Below are 22,278 nucleotides of genomic sequence, written 5' to 3' on the forward strand. Positions count from 1 at the left end.
AAAGAAATCTCAAACTGCTACATACGAAAGTATTAGCCTAAATTATAAAAAATGAAAAAAGTAGTATTAGCTTATAGCGGAGGATTAGATACCTCGTATTGTTTGAAATATTTAAAAAATGAAAAAGGATACGAAGTTCACACTGTTCTTGTAGATACAGGAGGATTTTCTGCTGAAGAATTAACAGCTATTGAAAAAAGAGCTTATGAGTTAGGAAGCGCACAACACGCCAACTTAACTATTTTAGATAAATATTACGATAAAGCTATAAAATACTTGATTTTCGGAAATGTATTAAAAAACAATACATATCCATTATCAGTAAGTGCTGAACGTGTTTTTCAAGCAATTGAAGCTATAAAATATGCTAAAAAAGTAGGAGCAACTGCAATCGCTCACGGAAGTACTGGTGCAGGAAACGACCAAATTCGTTTTGATTTGATTTTCCAAACAATCGCTCCGGAAATCGAAATCATTACGCCAATTAGAGATTTAAAATTATCAAGACAAGAAGAAGTTGATTATTTAGCTCAAAACGGAGTTCACTATTCTTGGGAAAAAGCACAATATTCAATCAATAAAGGTCTTTGGGGAACAAGTGTTGGAGGAAAAGAAACTTTAACTTCTAATCAGCCATTGCCAAGTGAAGCTTATCCTTCTCAGTTACAAAAAGAAGGTGAAGAAAAGGTAACACTTCATTTTGAGCAAGGAGAATTAGTTGGTTTAAACGGAAAAACAGATAAACCATCTAACAATATTGTAGCGCTGGAAAAACTTGCAAGTGCTTATGCAATTGGTAGAGATATTCACGTAGGTGATACTATTATCGGAATTAAAGGTAGAGTTGGATTTGAAGCTGCGGCACCTTTAATTATCATCAAAGCGCACCATTTATTAGAGAAACACACTCTTGGAAAATGGCAGCAATACTGGAAAGAGCAATTAGGAAACTGGTACGGAATGTTATTCCACGAAGGTCAGTTTTTGGATCCTGTAATGAGAAATATCGAAACGTTCCTGCAAGACACACAAAAAACAGTAAATGGAACGGTAACAGTTTCATTAAAACCATACCATTTCTCACTTGACGGAATCGAATCTGAAAACGATTTAATGAACACAGGTTTCGGTCAATACGGAGAAATGAACAATGCTTGGACATCTGACGATGCAAAAGGATTTATCAAGATTTTAGGAAATGCACAAAACATATTCTCATCTGTAAACAAATTAGATCATGATTAATGTCGGAATTATTGGTGGTTCGGGCTACACGGCTGGAGAACTCATCAGAATTTTAATGTATCATCCAAAAGTAAACATCGATTTTGTTTACAGTACAACAAATGCCGGAAAACCTCTTTCTGTAGCGCACCACGATTTGATGGGCGATATCGAAATGAATTTCACAGCCGAAATCAATCCAAATGTGAATGTTGTTTTCTTGTGTTTAGGACACGGAAAATCAATTTCATTTTTGAAAGAAAATCAGTTTGCAAGTCATACTAAAATCATTGATTTAGGAAATGATTTCAGGTTAAATAAAGACGCTCATTTCGAAGGAAAAGATTTTATTTACGGATTGCCTGAAATAAATAAAGCCGAAATCAAAAAAGCAAATTATATTGCAAATCCAGGTTGTTTTGCAACAGCTATTCAATTGGCTTTATTGCCTTTAGCAGAACATAATTTGCTGAATAATGATGTACATATTAATGCCACAACTGGAAGTACGGGAGCGGGAGTAAGTCTTTCAGAAACTTCTCATTTCAGTTGGAGAAACAATAATATGTCGCATTACAAAGTTTTTGAACACCAGCATTTAGGTGAAATTTCAGAAAGTTTAGTTCAGTTGCAAGACGATTTTGACAGCGAGTTGCTTTTTATTCCTAATAGAGGAGATTTTCCAAGAGGAATTTTTGCAACTTTATATACAGTTTGTGATGATAGTTTGGAGCAATTGGTTGCCAAATATGAAGAGTTTTATAAAAATGAGCCTTTCGTAACCGTTACCACAACAAACATCAACATGAAACAAGTGGTACAGACGAATAAATGTATTATTAGTTTATTGAAAAAAGGAAACCGGGTTCTTATAACATCAATTATAGATAATTTAACCAAAGGTGCTTCAGGACAAGCGATTCAAAACATGAATTTAATGTTCGGTTTAGAAGAAACCACAGGTTTACATTTGAAACCAAGCGGATTTTAATTTTAGTTGATAGTTGTTGGTTTGTAGTTGATAGAATTCGACCTTAAACCAACAACCATCAACAATCAACCAAAAACTAAAAAAAGATGAACTTATTCAACGTTTACCCATTATACGACATAACTCCAGTAAAAGCAGTAGATTGTACAATCATTGACGACAAAGGAGTAGAATATTTAGATTTATACAGCGGACATGGTGTGATTTCTATCGGACACACACAGCCGGATTATGTAGCGAAACTTAAAAATCAATTAGATCATTTAGGATTTTATTCAAATGCTATTCAGAATCCTTTGCAGGTTGAATTGGCACAGAAATTAGGAAAACTTTCAGGTCTTGAAGATTACGAATTATTTTTATGCAGTTCTGGAGCTGAAGCAAACGAAAATGCTTTAAAATTAGCTTCTTTTCACAACGGAAAATCAAGAGTTGTAGCTTTTGATAATTCTTTCCACGGAAGAACTTCTGCAGCCGTTGCTGTTACAGACAATAAAAAAATCGTTGCGCCAATTAATGCACAACAAGTAGTTACTTTTCTACCGTTGAACCAAATCGAATTAGTTGAAGCTGAATTGGCTAAAGGTGATGTTACAGCTGTAATTATCGAAGGAATTCAAGGAGTTGGAGGTTTAGACCAAGGAACAACTGAGTTTTTTCAAGCTTTAGAAAAAGTATGTAAAAAATACGATGTGGTTTTAATTTTAGACGAAGTACAATCAGGATACGGAAGAAGCGGGAAGTTCTTCGCTTTTCAACACCACGGAATCAATGCTGATATTATTTCAGTTGCTAAAGGAATGGGGAACGGTTTCCCAGTTGGAGCTATTTTAATTTCTCCAAAATTCGAAGCAAGTTTCGGATTATTAGGAACTACTTTCGGCGGAAGCCATTTGTCTTGTGCAGCAGGAATTGCCGTTTTAGATGTAATCGAAAAACTGGATTTACAGAAAAATGTAAACGAAGTTTATGAATATTTCTTGGAAAAAATCAAAGAAGTTGAAGGCATCAAACAAGTAAAAGGAAAAGGCTTGATGCTTGGAGTAGAGTTTGATTTTGATGTAGCAGCTCTAAGAAAGAAATTAATTATCGAAAAACACATTTTTACAGGAAGCGCCAACAATAAAAATCTATTAAGAATTTTACCGCCATTAACTGTGAAAAAAGCGGATATCGATACGTTTGTAAAAGCTTTAAAAGAAAGTTTAGAAGAACTCAAAAACTAAGTTTGCTTATAACTGTTGATTCGTTTAATCGTTTAACTGGTTAATCGATTAAACGAATTAACGATTAACCAATTAAACCAAAAAAATGAATCCATTATCAATTGAAAAACGCAATGCGGTTTTGCGGACCATGGCAAAGCTGGTCGAGCTGGAGCGGAACGAGATAATCCTTACCAATCAGGAAGATCTTGCTGATTACGACGGCTCAGATTTAGCGATGGAAGAACGCTTAAAAGTAGATGATAGAAAAGTCGACGAAATGATTTTATCACTAAACCAATTAGCTTCTCAGGAAGATCCCGTTGGCGTTGAACGTTTTCATTTTACGCATGATAATGGAATAAAAGTGGTGAATAAAACGGCTGCTTTCGGAACGATTTTAATCATATACGAATCTCGTCCCGATGTTACAATCGAAGCGGGCGGAATTGCTTTTAAATCCGGAAATAAGATTTTATTAAAAGGAGGAAAAGAGTCTTTAAAATCAAACTTAAAAATCGTAAGTCTTTGGCACAAAGCTTTAGAAGAAAATGGAGTTTCAAAAGACTGGGTGGAATATCTGAATTATAACAGAACAGAAACCCAGGCTTTTTTAGAAAAACCAACTCAAAAAGTTGATTTAATTGTTCCAAGAGGAGGTGAAAAATTAATTGAGTTCGTAAAAGCGCATGCAACTTGTCCTGTAATTGTAAGCGGACGCGGAAACAATTTCGTTTACGTTCATGAAAAAGCAGATACAGATTTAGCTTTAAAGGTAATTTTGAATGCTAAAACAGCTAAAATATCAGCTTGTAATGCTTTAGATAAAGTTTTAATTGATTCTAAACTACCTAATTTTGAAGGTTTCACAGCAATGTTAATCGAAGCTTTAATTGAAGCCAAAGTTGAAGTTATTGTTGATAAATCGCTAGAGAATTTTGAAAATACCAAGACAATCGAAAACGAAGATATTTGGTATGAAGAATTTCTAGATTATAAAATTGTAATCGGAACAATTGATTCGCAGCAAAATGCTATCGAAAAAATCAACAAATATTGCGGTGGACATTCAGCAGCAATTATTTCAAGAGATAACAAAGCAGCGCAACAGTTTATGGAAGCGATTGATGCAGCAGCAGTTTACCAAAATGCATCAACCCGTTTTACAGACGGCGGACAATTTGGTTTAGGCGGAGAATTGGCCATAAGTACTGATAAATTGCATCAACGTGGTCCAATTGGTTTACAGCACTTGGTAACCAATAAATGGTATGTGTATGGAGAAGGACAGATTAGGTAATTGAGATAATTTGATAATTAGTCAATTAGATAATTAAACAATTGCACCTTAATAGATTAAAAAAAAACTTTGTGCCTTAGCGCCTTTGTGGCAAATAACAAGATGAAAAAACGGATTTTATTAAAAATAGGAAGTAATACTTTAACCAAAGAAACCAATCATATTTCGCGGGGAAAGATTGAAGACCTTGGAATACAGATTGCAGTTTTAAACGATGAATATGAATTTATCATAGTAAGTTCAGGAGCAATTGCGGCAGCAAAACAATTTGTAAAGCTGGACAATCAAGATAAGGATGTTTTTGTTAAACAAGCTTTAGCTTCAATCGGACAGCCTCATTTGATGCGGATTTACAATGAAAACTTTAAGGATTTAGGCTTAAATACATCACAGTGTTTACTTTCTTATTCTGATTTCGAAAAAGAGCAGACCAAAAAGAACATTGTGAATACCATTAATGTATTGGTTAAAAACAATTACATCCCGATTATCAATGAAAATGATACTGTTGCCACAGATGAAATTCGGTTTGGAGATAATGATAAATTAGCGGCTTTAACGGCAGTTTTGCTAAATGTTGATATTCTGATAATTGCAACCAATACTAATGGAATTTATACAAAGAATTCAATTCAGGATGAAATTCCGGAAACGATAAAATTGGTAAATGATTTGAAGTCACTTGAAAAAGAAATCGGCGAATCAAAATCATCACACGGAACAGGAGGAATGCAGTCCAAAATAGAAGCGGCAGGAATCGCAAAAGCGGCAAACATCGAAACTTGGATTGTAAATGGACTGAATGATAATTTTATTTTAAAAGCATTAAAGAATGAAATTCCGTTTACGAAAATAATCTAATGAGTCAATTAGAAAATTAGTCAATTAGAAAATGACAGAATTATCCAATTTTCTAATTATCACATTATCTAAATTAATAAAGAAAACAAATGAACTATATCTCAATAAAAGAAATCAACTCATTATCAAAATGGGTAAAACAAGCGATAAAAATCAAAAAGAATCCGCTTAAAAATCAAAGTTTAGGGAAAAATAAAACTCTTGGAATGTTATTCTTCAATCCAAGTTTAAGAACGCGTTTGAGTACTCAAAAAGCGGCAATGAACTTAGGAATGAACGTTATGGTAATGAACTTTACCAACGAAGGATGGACATTAGAATTCGAAGACGGAGCCGTAATGAATTCTGGTGCATCAGAGCATATCAAAGAAGCGGCAGAAGTGGTTTCTCAATATTGTGATATTATAGCAATTCGTGCTTTTGCAGGTTTGGTTGATAAAGAAAAAGATTATCAAGAAACTGTAATTTCAGGATTTTTAAAATACGCGACAGTGCCAATCGTAAATATGGAAAGCGCTATCCGTCATCCATTACAGTCGTTGGCAGATGCGATTACAATGGAAGAATTCAAACCAAGACATAAAAACAAACCAAAAGTGGTCCTTTCTTGGGCACCGCACCCAAAAGCTTTGCCTCAGGCTGTAGCCAATTCTTTCGTAGAAATGATGCAGTTGCAAAAAGAAATGGATTTTGTAATCACACATCCGGAAGGTTATGAATTGAGCCCGGAAATAACAAAAGACTGCAAAATCGAATACGATCAAGACAAAGCGTTTGAAAATGCCGATTTCGTTTACGTAAAAAACTGGAGTAATTTCAACGATTACGGAAAAGTAACCAACAGCGATCCAAATTGGACGGTTACCGCTGAAAAAATGGCTTTAACCAACAACGGAAAATTCATGCACTGTCTTCCAGTTCGTCGTAACGTTATTGTAAGCGACGAAGTTTTAGACGGAGAAAATTCAATCGTAATCGAACAGGCGAATAATAGAACGTATTCAGCACAATTAGTTTTACAAAAGATTCTTAAGAAAATATAATTTTTTTAAAGTTGCTAAGATTCTAAGCTACTAAGATGCTAAGAAACTTTGCGCAAAAAAAAAAACTTAGTATCTTAGAATCTCAGTACCTTAGAATCTTATGCAAGTATCAGTAATAAAAATAGGTGGAAACATCATCGATAATCCAGCAGAATTAGAACAGTTCTTAACCGATTTCTCTAAAATTGAAGGCTATAAAGTTTTAGTTCACGGCGGTGGAAAATCGGCTACAAAAATGGCGCAGAGTATTGGTTTGGTTCCGCAAATGATTGACGGACGCCGAATTACAGATGCTCCAATGCTTGATGTTGTGGTCATGATTTACGCAGGACAAATTAATAAACACATTGTGGCGCAATTGCAGGCAAAAGACAATAATGCCATTGGTTTTTCTGGTGCAGACGGAAATTTAATTCAGTCCACAAAAAGAAATCACCCAACAATCGATTACGGATTTGTAGGCGATGTAAAACAAGTCAACACCAAATTACTGGCAACTTTATTAGAAGCTGGAGTTGTTCCTGTTTTCTGTGCGATTACGCACGATAAAAACGGACAATTATTAAACACCAATGCAGATACCATTGCAAGCGAATTGTCAATTGCATTATCAGAAGTTTTTGATGTTACACTAACATACTGTTTTGAAAAACAAGGTGTTTTACAAGATTCAGAAGACGATTCATCTGTAATAACAGAAATCAACGAACCATTATACAATAAACTAAAAGAAGAAAAAGTAATCCATTCCGGAATGATTCCAAAATTGGATAACTGCTTCAATAGTTTATCTCGAGGTGTACAGAAAATCAAAATTGGGCATCACAAAATGCTCCAAAATTCAGACATTCCGCACACAACGATTACGTTATAAAGATATAGCCACGAATTACACGAATTGACACTAATTTTTTTCTGCTTAAAAAAGAGAAAATAATTTTAAACAGACATGAAAAAGTTCATTTTGATTTTAAATCTAAAACAAAAAAATAATTTGCGAAAATTCGTGTAATTAGTGGCAAAAAAACAGAGTTGCGCAGTACTTTTAAAATTTAATTTTGGAAATTTGCGCAAATTAAAAATGTCGCATATTATTTAGTTAAGAAAGTAAAAGCTTAAAAAAAACTTAGCGACTTAGCGCCTTTGTGGCAAGAGCACAACAAAATGAAAAATATAGATACGCTTACCCAGGAAGCAATTAGTTTATTAAAAAGCTTAATCGAAACCCCTTCATTTTCAAGTGAAGAAGACCAAACAGCTCTTTTAATCGAAAATTGGTTTAATCAGAATGCAATTCCTTTCAAGAGAGAAAACAATAATGTGTGGGCTTTCAACAAATATTTCGACGAAAACAAACCAACACTTTTATTAAACTCACATCACGATACTGTACGACCAAATCAGGCATATACAAACGATCCGTTTAAAGCAATCGAAAAAGACGGAAAATTATTTGGTTTAGGAAGTAATGATGCTGGAGGATGTTTGGTTTCATTATTAGCAACTTTTGTACATTTCTACGAAAATCAAAACCTTTCACATAATATTGTAATTGTAGCTTCTGCCGAGGAAGAAAGCAGTGGGAAAAATGGTTTAAATAGTGTTTTAAAACATTTGCCAGAATTAGATTGCGCCATTGTTGGAGAACCAACTTTAATGCAATTAGCAGTTGCCGAAAAAGGTTTATTAGTTCTTGACGTAAAAGTAAAAGGAACCGCAAGCCACGCCGCACACCAAAACGATGATAATGCATTATACAAATCGATTCCGGTAATGGAATGGTTTAAAAACTATAAATTCGACAAAATATCAGATGTTTTAGGTCCTGTGAAAATGACCGTGACGCAGATTAATGCAGGAAAACAACATAATGTTGTGCCTTCAGAATGTGATTTGGTTGTGGATATTCGCGTAACAGACCGTTATACCAATGCCGAAATTCTAGAAGTAGTTAAAGCAAATGTAAACGCTGAAGTAACGCCAAGATCAATGCACTTAAATGCTTCGTCTATTCCAGTTGCGCACGGCTTAGTTCAGGCAGGAATTGCTTTAGGAAGAACAACATATGGTTCGCCGACACTTTCAGATCAATCGGTTTTAAGCTGTCAGTCTTTAAAATTAGGACCTGGAGAAACGTTGCGTTCGCATTCAGCAGACGAATTTATTTTTGTAAATGAAATTGTAGAAGGAGTCGACTTGTACATCAAAATACTAACCGATTTCTTTAAATTATAATATTTTTTAGGAGCTAATCCCGCTATCCGTTCCAATCTTTTATTTTTTAAAGAAAAAAATAAAAGGATTTCCACTACTATCGGGGCTAGGGCACTCAGGAAAAAAAGAAGCATTAAGTAAAAAAGAAACTTTGTGAATCTTTGAGAACCTTTGAGTATCTCTGTGAAACAAAAAACATACATCTTATGAAACTTTGGGAAAAAGGAATACCAACAGATAAACAAATCGAACAATTCACCGTCGGAAACGATAGAGAATTGGATTTAGTTTTGGCAAAATATGATGCTTTAGGTTCAATTGCTCATGCAAAAATGTTGGGTCAGATTGGTTTATTGACACAAGAAGAAACAACTTCTTTAGTTGACGCTTTAAACGAAATTATTGCTGACATCGTAGTTGGAAATTTCGAAATCGAAGACAGTTTCGAAGACGTGCATTCTAAAATCGAATATCTTCTAACCGTAAAATTAGGTGATGCAGGAAAAAAAATCCACACCGCACGTTCTCGTAACGATCAAGTTTTAGTAGATGTAAATTTATATCTTAAAGACGTTGTAAAAGAGTTAAAAGAACAAGTAAAAACACTTTTTGACTTAATGATGGAATCGGCAGAAAAACACCAAAACGTTTTATTGCCCGGTTATACACATTTACAAATCGCGATGCCATCTTCTTTCGGAATGTGGTTTTCAGCTTACGCCGAAACTTTGATTGATGACATTACAATGCTGAATGCAGCCTTGAAAATTGTAGATCAAAATCCGTTAGGTTCTGCTGCAGGTTACGGAAGTTCGTTCCCAATCAACAGAACATTTACAACACAAGAATTAGGTTTTGAAACTTTAAAATACAATTCGGTTGCTGCTCAAATGAGTCGCGGAAAATCAGAGAAAACAGTTGCTTTTGCAATGACTAGTGTTGCAGCTACGTTGGCTAAATTTTCAATGGATGTGTGTTTATACATGAGCCAGAATTTCGATTTTATTGGTCTTCCAGCACATCTTACAACAGGTTCAAGTATTATGCCTCACAAGAAAAATCCAGATGTTTTCGAATTAATCAGAGGAAAATGTAATAAGATTCAGGCGCTTCCCTACGAAATCACTTTAATTACCAATAATCTTCCAAGCGGTTATCACAGAGATTTACAGCTTTTAAAAGAAGGTTTGTTTCCAGCAATTCAAACTTTAAAATCTTGTTTGGATATTGCTATATTTTCAATAAAAGATATTACAGTAAAAGATCATATTTTAGAAGATAAAAAATACGATTATTTGTTTACCGTAGATACTTTAAACGAAATGGTTGTAGAAGGAATGCCGTTTAGAGATGCATACAAAGCTGTTGCAGAACAATTAGAGGCAGGAACGTATAAATCTCCAAAAGAAACGAAACACACGCATGAGGGAAGTATCAACAACTTATGCCTTGATGCTATTAAAGATAAAATGAAAGCAGCTTTTTAACGTCTGGTAAGATGTGAAAAGTGAGATTTAAAATGCAAAAAGGTCATTGATTTTTTCAATGACCTTTTTTATTTGTTTAGAATTTAGTTTTTAACCAATTTAAAAGTTTTGTTTCGGTTTTCTATTTGAATTTTACAGACGTAAGTTCCTTTTGCTAGATTTCCGAGGTTTAATTCGATTTTTTCATCTGAAATAACACTTTTTTCAGTGCTATAAACTTTTGAACCATTAGAAGAAAATAAATTAATAGAAGCTGTTCCGTTTTCTGTACCCGAAAATCTTATATTCAAAAGGTTGTCAATTATAGTAGGATAATATTCAAGGTTTAGATCTGACTTTTTTTTTTCGCCAATCCCTAAATTAGAACAGTTCGAAGCGATTTTTCCATCTGCGGAAACCTGTAAAGTCGCGCCGGCTCCGCAAGAGGTATTTGTTGTATAACCAGCAATATCTGCAACAGGAATTGTGGTGTATGTGTAAGAAGGTTTTGAAACAGCATCACCAAAATCTGCCGAGGCCTTTAGCGAATTAACAAAAGTGATTCCAACTGTTCCGCCATCTGTACTGATGTAGTTTTTAAAAGCAGTTCCGATTTTAGCAAAATCAGTTCCTTCAACATAACAAGTTGTATTATTATTACCGCCTCCTAAACCAATTGCCAGTGAACCTGAAACCGATGTGTTATAATAACAGTTTAGAATATGAAGTTCAGCATTTCGTGCTCTCGGCATTCTTTCTTTACAACCTTCAGCCCAATAACAGTTCTTAAAAGTTATGCTATAATGTCCGTCAGCTGGAGCATCACTTTTTGAAGAACCTACTAAATCTGAAAATCTGTGATCATCTGCACCGCCAGATCCTCCAGATTTTGGCGCTTTTAAATAAGTAAATTTTGTCCACGAAACAGTTACATTATCGGCTGTTCCTTTATTATCAAAATTGCCATCCATTCCGTCTTGAAATTCACAATGATCTACCCATAAATTTGTAGCTTCCGAAGTGAGGTTGTCGTGACCATCAACATCATAAGCGCCCGGACCTTCAAAAATTAAATTTCGGATGATGATGTTGTTTGATCCTGGTTTTATATTTAAAATTCCGGAGCCCCCAGCAGTTTGATCCGTATTTACTAATCTTGCACCCGGAAGACCAATAATGGTTTTGTCATTAATTAATAAACTGGTGTATGTGCAATTTATGGTGCCAGAAATCAAAATAACTTGTGGTGTCGTCATTTTAAGTTTTGCAGTTAAATCTGCATAAGTTGATACGGTTACTGGCGTTGCATTGCCACCGCCTGTTGCATTGGCACCAAATCCTTCAGGCACTGACATATAATAATTTTGTGCCGAAATAAGATTCATGCCTACTATCAGAAATAGTAAAATTAATTTTGATTTCATTTTTTATGGTTTATTAAGTGGTTTTGTACTGCAAATATATAATAAAAATGTAATCGATTACATACTTGTAATTAGTTAAAATTTAATTGATTCTTTTTACAGGAAAATTTTAATTCAATTAAAATTTTAAAAACATAGCTATATTTTTTAGCGAGATTATTTTTACAATTATAATTTGTTGAATCAAAAAAGCATTATTTTTGGAATGACTTTCAATACAACAGCATATGAATAAGTTTGACAGCCAGAATACGAAACAGCTTCTGGAAAAGAATTTGATTAGTGAAAAGCAATATGAGGAAATAGTTGCCTATCGCAGCTTGAATATTTTTTCTTTAAATACAGAATTAAGACTTTTTCTTTATTTATCTGTTTTATTATTTACCTCTGGAATCGGAATTTTGATTTATGAAAATATTGATTCAATTGGACACATTGCGATTCTTTCGCTTCTTTTAGCCGTAATTGTAGTTTGTTTTTTTTATTGTTTCAAGAATTCGAAGGGTTTTCAAAAAACAGAAACACAATTTGAACACCCGGTTTTAGAATATTTGGTTTTATTGGCCAATATTTTGACTTGTATTTTTATTGGTTATCTGCAGTTTCAATACAAACCTTTTGGAGAACACTACGGATTGGCAACTTTGGTTCCAACAATAGTAAGTTTCTTTTGCGCTTATTATTTTGATAATAGAAGCGTTCTGACTATTGCCATTACGGGTTTGGCAGCTTACGTTGGGCTCTCGGTTACACCTCAGGATTTATTAAATAACAATGATTTTTATGCAAGTGAAAGTCTGAGTTATTCTGCAGTAATATTGGGAGTTTTATTGATTTTATGGACAATTTACAGTAACCGAATTTCATTAAAAATGCATTTTAGTTTAGTTTTTCTAACTTTTGCTTTGCATATTATCAGTATTGCAGCAATTAGTAATTTACTGCATCATGATAGTTTAATTTGGCTGATTTTCGCAGGTATATTAGCAGGCTCGACTTTTTATTTTTATAAGATTAGTCATGAAATGAAAGCGATGTCTTTGTATGTTTTTATGATTGTCTATGCCTACATCGGCGGGAATATATTTTTATTTAGAATTTTTGAAGATATTGATTTCTCTGATATTTGGGAATTATTCATTTTCCTACTGCCGGCTTATTTTATAGGCTCAATTGTAATGTTTGTAAAACTGATTAAAAACTTTCATAAAGAGATTGCAGAATGATAGTATACGATAAAGAAATATTAGATAATGAAATTTTAGTTGATGAAGCGGCTTCTTTATGCAATGGCGGTTTTATAAGCAAAGAACAAAAGAAATTTATTAAAAAAGAATTGCCTGTTTTTAAAAGTCAGGATAATGCTCTGGTTCGAAGTGGTTTCTTTTTACTTGGTAGTTTTTTATATAGTTCAATTTGTGGTGCCATTTCTGTTGTTGGCATGAATGCCGAGAATGCCTATTTTGATATCTGCTGTTATATTTTTGCTGCAGTTGGTTTTGTAGGATCCGAATTATTGGCAAAACAAAATTTTCGGAACCACGGATTAGATGATGCATTTATTTTAGGAACCATTTTAAACGTTGGATTTGCTATCGGAATTTCTACAGAAGCAAATAGATCTGTGATAGCTTTTTTTATAGCAACAACAGCAATTTTCATGTTTGTTAGATACTTGCATTTGATTTCGATGTTGGTTTTTTGTGTAACGATTACCGCATTTTTATTTTTCCAAATGTTTGAGTTTGGTGAAATTGCAAAAGCAATTCTACCATTCGTAGCTATGATTTTTGCTGGATTTTTCTATTTTTTGACAAGGAAATTAATTGATAAATTAACTGAAAGCTATTATTATAATGGTCTTTTATTAGCGAATAGCTTTTGTTTGGTGCTGTTTTATCTTTCATGTAATTATTTGGTAGTAAGAGAACTTTCAGCCGAACTTCTAGGGACGGAGGTAAAACCAGGAACAGATATTCCGTTTGCATTTTTCTTTTATGCTTTTACTTTTATGGTTCCAATTATGTATTTGGTTCAAGCTTTAAGAACAAAAGACAGAATTATGCTTTGGATCAGTTTTTTAGCAATTGGATTTTCAATCTACACTATTCGATTTTATTACGCGGTTTTGCCAATAGAAGTTGCATTGACTTTAGGCGGACTTGTTTTATTCGCAATAGCGTATTTTTCAATTCGAAAATTAAAAGAACAAGAAAGCGGTTTAACATTCAAACCGGATAGAATCAATCATTCAGATGCTATTTTAAATGCAGAAGCTTTAGTGGTTGCATCAACTTTTGGAATGAAGCCGGAAGTAAAACCACAAGATTCTCCAATGGAATTCGGAGGTGGAGGTTTTAGTGGAGGTGGATCTGGAGGAAGTTTTTAAATTATTTTGCCACAAATTAAAGGAAATACATTTGCGGCTTTGATAAATAAACTAAATTGTTATTAAGAAATTATAATAAAAACATAGCCTGCGGTTTCAACTGCAGGGACATATTATAGCAACAAAATGCGTTTCCCGTGGTTGAAACCACGGGCTATATTTAAAATTCGTGAATTCGTGGCGACAAAAAAAACTATACTTTGCTTTTCAAAGCCTCAGCATCAATATCGCTGTGTGAAACATCGTAAACTGCTTTTCCGTTTTTAATTAAAATCAATTGAGGCGATTCGTGGTAAACTCCAAATTTGCTAGCAATTTCGTTCGAAACATCTCTATGCGCAATTAAATCCAAGAAATATGCATCAACTTCACCTTCAAGATCATATTCTCTTTCAAATTGTTTTAAAGCCATACGGCTGATGCTGCATCTTGTACTATGTTTGAAAATTACTACTGGCTTTTCATTTGAAATGGCCTCAATTTCCATTAATTGAAGTGTGTCTGTTAATTCGTTCCAGTTTACTTTACTTTTAGGGGCTTCTGAGTTCTCTGAACTTCCGAAGATTGAATTAAAAAAACTCATGTTTGGCTTGTTTTATGACTTTTTGACAGCTAAATCTGATAAAAATCATGATTTCTAGGTCATTTTGTCGTTATTTTTACTATGGAATATAATTTGTCTATTTGAATGCAAAGTTAGATTATTTGAGTTAAAAATGTATCTCAATAAATTGTAACTTTAGTGTAATCGAATATTTTAAGTAAAAAATCAATCAAATCAAAAAAATATGAATATTAACAAATTTACTATTAAATCGCAGGAAGCCATTCAGTTGTCGCAGCAATTAGCGCAACGAAATGGTCAACAGCAAATTGAAAATGAGCACATTTTCAAAGCCATTTTTGAAGTAGATGAAAACGTCGCGCCATTTATTTTGAAAAAATTAAATGTAAACGTTCCGTTGTTTCTTCAAATTTTGGACAGTACAATTCAGAGTTTTCCAAAAGTCTCTGGTGGAGATGTAATGCTTTCTAGAGATGCAAATAAAGCTTTGAATGAAGCAGAAATCATCGCTCAGAAAATGAACGACGAATACGTTTCGATCGAGCATTTAATCTTGGCTATTTTTGACTCAAAAAGTAAAGTTTCTCAAATCTTAAAAGATCAGGGCGTTACGGGAAAAGGTCTTAAAGCAGCAATCGAAGAATTACGTAAAGGCGAAAGAGTAACATCAGCTTCAGCTGAAGAAACGTATAATTCTTTAAACAAATATGCTAAAAACCTAAATGAATTAGCACGTACTGGAAAGCTAGATCCAGTTATCGGTCGTGATGAAGAAATTCGTCGTGTATTGCAGATTCTGACTCGTAGAACAAAAAATAATCCAATGTTAATTGGAGAACCCGGAGTTGGTAAAACTGCTATTGCAGAAGGTTTAGCGCACAGAATTGTAGACGGAGACGTTCCAGAAAACTTAAAAGATAAAATCGTTTTCTCTCTAGATATGGGAGCTTTGATTGCCGGAGCGAAATACAAAGGAGAATTTGAAGAACGTTTGAAATCGGTTGTAAAAGAAGTTACAGCGGCAGATGGAGATATCGTTTTGTTTATTGATGAGATTCACACGCTTGTAGGAGCGGGTGGAGGAGAAGGCGCAATGGATGCGGCAAATATCTTGAAACCAGCTTTGGCTCGTGGAGAGTTGAGAGCAATTGGAGCTACAACTTTAGATGAATATCAAAAATATTTTGAAAAAGATAAAGCGCTTGAAAGACGTTTTCAAAAAGTATTAATCGATGAACCAGATACCGAAAGTGCGATTTCGATTTTACGTGGAATCAAAGAGAAATACGAAACGCATCATAAAGTTCAGATTAAAGACGAAGCAATTATTGCAGCAGTTGAGCTTTCGCAACGTTATATTACAAATCGTTTCCTGCCTGATAAAGCAATCGACTTGATGGACGAAGCAGCTTCTAAACTTCGTATGGAAATCAATTCAAAACCAGAAGAGTTAGACGTTTTGGATCGCAAAATCATGCAGTTGGAAATCGAAATCGAAGCCATAAAACGTGAAAAAGAAGAAAGCAAACTGAAAATTTTAGGTATGGAATTGGCCAACCTAAAAGAAGAACGAAACGAAATCTATGCAAAATGGAAACAGGAAAAAGATATCGTTGACGGAATTCAGGCTGTGAAACACGAAATAGAAGACTTTAAATACGAAGCAGAACGTGCAGAACGTGACGGCGATTACGGAAAAGTAGCCGAAATTCGTTACGGTAAAATAAAAGAAGCACAGGAACGTCAGGAAACTTTGCAGAAGCAATTGTTAGAATTCCAATCTGGAAATTCTTTAATCAAAGAAGAAGTAACCAGAGAAGACATTGCAGAAGTTGTAGCAAAATGGACAGGAATTCCGGTTACCAAAATGCTTCAGACAGAAAGAGAAAAGCTATTGCATTTAGAAGACGAATTGCACAAACGCGTAGTGGGTCAGGAAGAAGCTATAGAAGCCGTGAGCGATGCTGTTCGCAGAAGCCGTGCCGGTTTACAGGATATGAAAAAACCTGTTGGATCATTCTTATTCTTAGGAACAACGGGAGTAGGTAAAACGGAGCTGGCAAAAGCTTTGGCAGAATATCTTTTTGATGATGAAAACGCCATGACTCGCATCGATATGAGTGAGTACCAAGAACGCCACAGTGTGAGCCGTTTAGTTGGTGCGCCTCCAGGATATGTAGGTTATGATGAAGGTGGTCAGTTGACGGAAGCTGTTCGTAGAAAACCTTATTCTGTTGTGCTTTTAGATGAGATCGAAAAAGCGCATCCAGATACGTTCAATATTTTATTGCAGGTTTTAGATGAAGGACGTTTAACAGATAACAAAGGTCGTCTGGCTGATTTCAGAAATACGATTATCATTATGACTTCCAATATGGGAAGTAACATTATTCAGGAGAAATTTGAAAATCTAAAAGGCGGAGTTGAAGCAGCAACAGAAGCCGCCAAAAACGAAGTTCTAGGATTGTTAAAACAAACAGTTCGACCTGAGTTTATCAACCGTATCGACGAAATTGTAATGTTTACGCCACTTACAGTAGAGAATATCTCAAGAATTGTAAGTCTGCAATTAAAAAGCGTTACCAAAATGCTGGCGTTGCAAGGCATTACAATGGACGCAACTCCAGAAGCGATTGCTTACTTGGCCGACAAAGGATATGACCCGCATTTTGGAGCTAGACCAGTGAAACGTGTGGTTCAACGAGAAGTATTGAATCAATTGTCAAAAGAAATTTTGGCAGGAAACATAACAACAGACAGCATCATTTTATTAGATGCTTTCGATGGCAAGTTGGTCTTTAGAAACCAGACAGCTAAATAAATTTTGATAATGATATACCCAGTATACCATTTTAGTTTAAGCTAAAAATGACAATCTGAATATTGTTTAATTATATATACTATATAAATATTTAAACAAATATACTATGAAAACACTTTCAAACCATATTCAAGAAAGTTTTAGCGAAACAAAAGAAGAACAACAAACAGTTATAGAAAATCAAATTGACAAGAAAGAAGTTGTTAATGAAGACGAATCTGTAGAAAAAGAAAAACCGTCTGAGTAAGGACGGTTTTATTTTGCTTCTAAAACTAACTCTGATTGTAATTATATAAATTTTTATTAAAATTTTGTGAATGCTCATGACTAAGAAACACTAAATTTGTTCATATAGTTATGAATACTGTACAAATATTTGCAATATCTATTTATAAGCCTATATACTTGTAATTAAATAATTTAAAACATTAATTCAGCACTTAACATAAGAAATAATTGTTTAATTAATCAAAAAAGTATGTATAAATAAAAATCATTTCATAAAATTTCTATATTTACAGTATAAAATTAATAGGAATTGACAACTGTTGTAGATATTTACTTAAAACTAATAATTGCTGTACTAGGGTTCGTAGCTCCGACTGTTACATTATTATTTCCTGTATTTTTCAAAGGTATTGCTATACTTAAGGAAAAACTAAGAACTCAAGAAGTACAATTCGAATTATTAATGAAAAATGAATTAGCAAATATTGATAAGTCATTTGAAGCGGTCGAAAAATTAGGAGTGGATTCTACAAAATTAAAAGAAAAATTCAAAAAAGAACGTCTACGAAAACAACATCATGCCACAAATGAGCTAAGTAGAAGTTTGTACTATTTTGAATTGAAGCAACAAATCAAATGGATTTTTATCCCTCTTTTTCTATCGTTAGTTTATGTGATGATTTATGCGGTTATAAAAGAAGATATTTTTAATATGTGCAAGATTGAGGTTGTGAAAAATATTGGATCAGTCTTTATACTTCTGCATACAATTGCACTAATTATAATTGTAATAATCATATTTATTAAAATAAAAATCCCTAAATTTAAAGAAGGTTTAACTGAATGGGTAATTAATAATATGAAAAAATGGTTATCGTTTTTAGTACCTTTAGCAATAGTATCACTATTAGTTTATTTTTGCATATCCAATAACTGGTTTAATGTTGAAGATAAGTATGTGAAAATACATATTGAAGCATATTTTTTATGTATTAGTTTGTTATTGTTTTTTTCAACTATAAGGCGGTTATGGGGAATAGTTTGTACTGTAATAGAAGCAAAACCGATGTTAGAAGAACATGGACACGACTTACGTCCTTCTCATTTTCCAAGTACCTCTAAAAAGTATGAAATTGTAGATGTAGATGATGCTGTGACAAAACCGTTTAACAATAAATAAAAAATTATGGCTCTATTTAGGGTTAAAGAAATATTATCAGGAAATAAAGTAAGACTGGAAGGTTGGAACTGGAAAGAATCAACTGGTACTGATGTAGTAATTGCTGGGTATAATCCTACGCAAGGAGAAGATACTTTTGCTACAGTAAATGAAAGTTTGGCAAAAAATCGCTTGATTTCTCTAATTGATCAAAAAGAAATTGAACTTGGTAGAGTTGTAAATCTTAATGAGGATGGTTCAATAACATGTGTTGCATTTTACAATGGTGTTGATATTTCTAAATATTTTCCAGAATATACTCAAGCGTCACATCCGTAGGATATAAAAATCAAAATCAATAATGCATCATTTGAAGATCCATGATTATTATTTGTACCATTCAAATGTTAAGTCTTGATAATTATTTAAAAATTAAATCAATCTGCTATACAAACAAAACCTGTCACATTTGACAGGTTTTGTTGTATTTAAAATAAACTTATTGAATCTATTTAATAACTTTTATACTCGTACTATTATAAAATGTCGATAATGCATAAGATTTTGTTGCTTCGACATTCGATACTCTGTTGTTATAAAAATTTAGAAAATCACGTTCATCTTCCAAATCTCCAATCTTTTTTAATTTCTCATTTAATGAATCAAGATTTTGATTAAAGCTGACTTTTTCTTGTTTCGTAAATGTTGTAGAATCATACCTTTTTTGACCCAATCTATTCAAATAAGTATGTTTCTTAATTATAGCATTGCAAGCGTTTACATTTGTTTGTGCTGATTGTAGTAAAGTTAAGTAATTAGTTTTCCATGTTTTATATTCAGCAGTATTTCCGAGATTTTTAAAATTAGCACGCTCAAACTCAATTTCTAATTGACCAACAAATCGATTAGACATAAAATAAAACAATTCATTTGTGCTTACTTTTTTAAGAATTGGAAATCTTTCAAAAGAGCCACCTAAATTTTCATAGCCCTCATCTTTCTCCGTAAATAACTGATTTTTTACGAATCTATTGGGAATTTCTTTAGTTGTAAGCATATAATTATCAGGTAATTTGATAAAATCTCCTGATAATAAATCTATATCAATGTGATTATCTTCCATCACATATATAATTGGTTTATTTTCAGTTTCTTTAATCTTAACGGGGAAAATTTCGAAAGGTTCTACTTTGTACTTTTCGATGATTTGTTTGGAAAATTCTGGATTGATTTTGAGTTTTCCTTGACTAAAAACCTGTGTAGTGAATAAAAATGTAGAGATGGAAATAATGACGTACGCGAAATGCATACAGTACTTTTGGTAGTGCTTTTTCATTGTGTGGTAATTAGGATTTATAAATGTTTAATACAAAAAATAAGCGTGGACATTTACACCACACTAAATCCAGGATTACCACACCCTTAAACAAGCAATGATGCAAAGCCACGCCATGACGGCGCACCTCACATACATTATTTGCTTGTTAAATCGAGAAGCGGTTGAGCTTCAGAGTGGTAATTCGGATTTAGCAATAACGTAATTAAGTACGAATATTTTTATAATACAAAAATAAATAAAAAGGAGGACGTGGAACAATGAATATTCATAATCTTAATCTTTTTATTCTTTTCTATATTCCTCTAGAAAATCAATAAATAACTCATTTAGTAATATTAAATGGTTTAGTAATGGTTTATTACTAAACCAGTCTGCTGATGTAAAATTATTCAATCTTTCTTCAAATAATTTTCCATTATCAAATTCTGTAAACATCAAATTCATTTGAAATTTAATCTCTTTTAAATCTTGTGACTGTATTGTATAATTCCTATTGTCTGTTTCAAGAGGATCTTTATAAATATCATCTGTAATTGAATCTAGGTTGTAGGGAACTAATTCAAATGAACGTAATTCTACTAAAAATGATTCAGCTTTATCAATAAAAAATTGAGTTGTCTTCATAAAAAGATATAGTTATTTTAGTTTTGATAAAAGTAATCTTTTTCTGCTCGTTTAAAAAAGTGAGTTATAAACATTTCTATTCGTTTTATTATAGAGAATCTAACATTCGAAGTTTATAACTTTAAAAATCACATACATTTAATTTTAGTAAATTGCGCTAAATCAATTTTATATTTATGAAACCAGAAGTTAAATATATTGGTCAAAAAATTACTTTAAAAACAATAAGAGATTGTATTCTTGATTTAAAATTAAGTGAAGACAGAATCATTCTTTTAAATAGTCAAAATTTTGATGACATAGTATTGGAGTATTTGGATTTTTATAATGAAAGTATTGAAATACCATATTATCTACTTGGTGTTTTAATCTCGGAAGACAACTCTAATAAAGTTCCTCTTAACAGGATTGGGATTATCAATGATGATGATTTTGAACATCCTGTGTATTATGAAGAGAATTTTGATTTATCTGATGGTGAAGAGGCATATAGATGTGGTTTTTGTGGACGGATTATTGATAAGCATGGTAATGAATTATTTGATGATGAAAGAGAAAGAATAATAAATTACATTCAAAAATTCGAAGACTCAATCGTAAATAAAGCTTATGGAAAATGTTGCAAAAATCAATGGTAATTAACCCCCACTAATAACCGAATCAATTAGAGATTTTGTCTGTTTCTTTTCAGTTTTATTTATTGGAGCCATCCTAGTCAAAGTATCCAATTCTTCACCTATAGTTTTTTGAGGGAAAACATTCTTTATCGCCTCATTATCTAGTGATTCTTTCATATGTTTTGATAGTCGTTTCATGGTTTATATTTTTTATAATATTTATAAGACTTAATTTTTCTTGTTTTTTGTGCATTTTACCGAGTAAAAACACCTTTTGTCTATAATTATAACTTGTCAAAAAAATCCGCATAAATTTTTGTGCCTATTTTATTATATTTGAAAAATTTTCAATTTTTATATGAATAAAAAAGACAAAAAATACATTACCGATTTAAAAGAATATATTACTACTGCGGAAGGGCGTGTAAAATATTCTCTAGAACGGTTTGATATACTAATTATTTCATTATCTAGTGGCGGTTTAGCCTTAAGTGGAACTTTATACGAAAATTTTAAAAATGCTGATAAAACCCTAGTAGACATTGCTTGGATTTTTTTCTCTTCAGCTTTAATCGTAAATTTATTATCTCAAATTACAGGATATTATGCTAATAAACTTGATATTAAATGTACAAGGATACTTATTGAAGAAGTAAAAGGTAAGGAAGAAGAGGGTACGCATAAATCTATTGATTGCCAAAAAGCAGTTTTTAATTTTCTAACTAGGGCTTTCAATGGTTTATCATTTTTAAGTTTAACAACAGCAATAATACTGATAATTCTCTTTATTAATTTAAAACAATAATTT

22 protein-coding genes are annotated in these 22,278 nt (G+C 32.8%); 17 read left to right on the forward strand and 5 right to left on the reverse strand.

Annotated elements, in window-relative coordinates; all coding sequences use genetic code 11:
* Nucleotides 1-51 precede the first annotated feature (51 nt).
* The 9 genes from H600_RS0114495 (at nucleotide 52) to argH (ending at nucleotide 10,325) form a co-directional block, all read left to right on the forward strand.
* The gene (locus H600_RS0114495) at nucleotides 52-1,245 is read left to right on the forward strand and encodes an argininosuccinate synthase (RefSeq protein WP_026729465.1); all 1,194 of its coding nucleotides are present in this window, start codon (nucleotides 52-54) and stop codon (nucleotides 1,243-1,245) included.
* Nucleotides 1,238-2,215, forward strand: coding sequence for an N-acetyl-gamma-glutamyl-phosphate reductase (argC, locus tag H600_RS0114500; RefSeq protein ID WP_026729466.1), 978 nt, complete (start codon nucleotides 1,238-1,240; stop codon nucleotides 2,213-2,215). Before H600_RS0114495 ends, argC begins: the two co-directional genes overlap by 8 nt.
* Before the next feature lie 86 nt (nucleotides 2,216-2,301).
* Nucleotides 2,302-3,441: an aspartate aminotransferase family protein gene (locus H600_RS0114505; RefSeq protein WP_026729467.1), complete on the forward strand. Its 1,140-nt coding sequence runs from the start codon at nucleotides 2,302-2,304 to the stop codon at nucleotides 3,439-3,441.
* Between the two features lie 85 nt (nucleotides 3,442-3,526).
* Nucleotides 3,527-4,720 (forward strand): glutamate-5-semialdehyde dehydrogenase, encoded by a 1,194-nt coding sequence (locus H600_RS0114510; protein WP_026729468.1) that lies wholly within the window; start codon nucleotides 3,527-3,529, stop codon nucleotides 4,718-4,720.
* Between the two features lie 102 nt (nucleotides 4,721-4,822).
* Nucleotides 4,823-5,581, forward strand: a complete 759-nt coding sequence (gene proB, locus H600_RS0114515; RefSeq protein ID WP_035108667.1) for a glutamate 5-kinase — start codon at nucleotides 4,823-4,825, stop codon at nucleotides 5,579-5,581.
* Nucleotides 5,582-5,670: 89 nt separating this feature from the next.
* Entirely contained in the window at nucleotides 5,671-6,624 is a 954-nt protein-coding gene (locus H600_RS0114520; protein WP_026729470.1) for an N-acetylornithine carbamoyltransferase, read from the forward strand.
* A 100-nt stretch (nucleotides 6,625-6,724) separates the two neighbouring features.
* The gene (gene argB, locus H600_RS0114525) at nucleotides 6,725-7,498 is read left to right on the forward strand and encodes an acetylglutamate kinase (protein WP_026729471.1); all 774 of its coding nucleotides are present in this window, start codon (nucleotides 6,725-6,727) and stop codon (nucleotides 7,496-7,498) included.
* Between the two features lie 290 nt (nucleotides 7,499-7,788).
* A complete protein-coding gene (locus H600_RS0114530; RefSeq protein ID WP_026729472.1) occupies nucleotides 7,789-8,859 on the forward strand; it encodes a M20 family metallo-hydrolase in 1,071 nt (356 codons plus the stop codon).
* A 185-nt stretch (nucleotides 8,860-9,044) separates the two neighbouring features.
* Nucleotides 9,045-10,325: an argininosuccinate lyase gene (gene argH, locus H600_RS0114535; RefSeq protein WP_026729473.1), complete on the forward strand. Its 1,281-nt coding sequence runs from the start codon at nucleotides 9,045-9,047 to the stop codon at nucleotides 10,323-10,325.
* An 83-nt stretch (nucleotides 10,326-10,408) separates the two neighbouring features.
* Here the strand turns inward: argH and H600_RS0114540 are convergent, their stop codons facing one another.
* A complete protein-coding gene (locus H600_RS0114540; protein ID WP_026729474.1) occupies nucleotides 10,409-11,728 on the reverse strand; it encodes a pectate lyase family protein in 1,320 nt (439 codons plus the stop codon).
* Between the two features lie 227 nt (nucleotides 11,729-11,955).
* Between H600_RS0114540 and H600_RS0114545 the strand changes: the two genes are divergently transcribed.
* Both H600_RS0114545 and H600_RS0114550 read left to right on the forward strand, forming a co-directional pair.
* Nucleotides 11,956-12,954 (forward strand): DUF2157 domain-containing protein, encoded by a 999-nt coding sequence (locus tag H600_RS0114545; RefSeq protein ID WP_026729475.1) that lies wholly within the window; start codon nucleotides 11,956-11,958, stop codon nucleotides 12,952-12,954.
* Nucleotides 12,951-14,117 carry a hypothetical protein gene (locus H600_RS0114550; protein ID WP_026729476.1) on the forward strand — a complete coding sequence of 389 codons (1,167 nt, stop codon included), beginning with the start codon at nucleotides 12,951-12,953 and terminating at the stop codon, nucleotides 14,115-14,117. Before H600_RS0114545 ends, H600_RS0114550 begins: the two co-directional genes overlap by 4 nt.
* 193 nt (nucleotides 14,118-14,310) lie before the next feature.
* On the opposite strand, the gene ytxJ is transcribed toward H600_RS0114550, so the two are convergent.
* The gene (ytxJ, locus tag H600_RS0114555) at nucleotides 14,311-14,700 is read right to left on the reverse strand and encodes a bacillithiol system redox-active protein YtxJ (protein WP_026729477.1); all 390 of its coding nucleotides are present in this window, start codon (nucleotides 14,698-14,700) and stop codon (nucleotides 14,311-14,313) included.
* 205 nt (nucleotides 14,701-14,905) lie between these two features.
* On the opposite strand from ytxJ, the gene clpB reads away from it, so the two are divergent.
* The 4 genes from clpB to H600_RS0114575 all read left to right on the forward strand — a co-directional run bounded on the left by clpB (nucleotide 14,906) and on the right by H600_RS0114575 (nucleotide 19,229).
* Nucleotides 14,906-17,503 carry an ATP-dependent chaperone ClpB gene (clpB, locus tag H600_RS0114560; protein WP_026729478.1) on the forward strand — a complete coding sequence of 866 codons (2,598 nt, stop codon included), beginning with the start codon at nucleotides 14,906-14,908 and terminating at the stop codon, nucleotides 17,501-17,503.
* A gap of 106 nt (nucleotides 17,504-17,609) precedes the next feature.
* Nucleotides 17,610-17,750 carry a hypothetical protein gene (locus H600_RS22925; RefSeq protein ID WP_157509926.1) on the forward strand — a complete coding sequence of 47 codons (141 nt, stop codon included), beginning with the start codon at nucleotides 17,610-17,612 and terminating at the stop codon, nucleotides 17,748-17,750.
* A gap of 291 nt (nucleotides 17,751-18,041) precedes the next feature.
* On the forward strand, nucleotides 18,042-18,911 hold the full coding sequence (locus tag H600_RS0114570) for a hypothetical protein (RefSeq protein ID WP_026729479.1): 870 nt from the start codon (nucleotides 18,042-18,044) through the stop codon (nucleotides 18,909-18,911).
* Nucleotides 18,912-18,917: 6 nt separating this feature from the next.
* A complete protein-coding gene (locus tag H600_RS0114575; RefSeq protein WP_026729480.1) occupies nucleotides 18,918-19,229 on the forward strand; it encodes a hypothetical protein in 312 nt (103 codons plus the stop codon).
* Between the two features lie 169 nt (nucleotides 19,230-19,398).
* Here the strand turns inward: H600_RS0114575 and H600_RS0114580 are convergent, their stop codons facing one another.
* Together H600_RS0114580 and H600_RS0114585 are read right to left on the reverse strand one after the other, a co-directional pair.
* The gene (locus H600_RS0114580) at nucleotides 19,399-20,226 is read right to left on the reverse strand and encodes a hypothetical protein (protein ID WP_026729481.1); all 828 of its coding nucleotides are present in this window, start codon (nucleotides 20,224-20,226) and stop codon (nucleotides 19,399-19,401) included.
* 285 nt (nucleotides 20,227-20,511) lie between these two features.
* A complete protein-coding gene (locus tag H600_RS0114585) occupies nucleotides 20,512-20,853 on the reverse strand; it encodes a hypothetical protein (protein ID WP_026729482.1) in 342 nt (113 codons plus the stop codon).
* A gap of 176 nt (nucleotides 20,854-21,029) precedes the next feature.
* Between H600_RS0114585 and H600_RS0114590 the strand changes: the two genes are divergently transcribed.
* Nucleotides 21,030-21,491, forward strand: a complete 462-nt coding sequence (locus tag H600_RS0114590; RefSeq protein WP_026729483.1) for a hypothetical protein — start codon at nucleotides 21,030-21,032, stop codon at nucleotides 21,489-21,491.
* Here H600_RS0114590 and H600_RS22930 read toward each other — a convergent pair whose 3' ends face one another.
* Nucleotides 21,492-21,668: a hypothetical protein gene (locus H600_RS22930; protein ID WP_157509927.1), complete on the reverse strand. Its 177-nt coding sequence runs from the start codon at nucleotides 21,666-21,668 to the stop codon at nucleotides 21,492-21,494.
* Nucleotides 21,669-21,828: 160 nt separating this feature from the next.
* Here H600_RS22930 and H600_RS0114600 point away from each other — a divergent pair, with 160 nt between their 5' ends.
* A complete protein-coding gene (locus tag H600_RS0114600; RefSeq protein WP_026729484.1) occupies nucleotides 21,829-22,275 on the forward strand; it encodes a hypothetical protein in 447 nt (148 codons plus the stop codon).
* Nucleotides 22,276-22,278 lie beyond the last annotated feature (3 nt).

Origin of the sequence: Flavobacterium denitrificans DSM 15936 (assembly GCF_000425445.1) — a bacterium.
GTDB lineage: Bacteria > Bacteroidota > Bacteroidia > Flavobacteriales > Flavobacteriaceae > Flavobacterium > Flavobacterium denitrificans.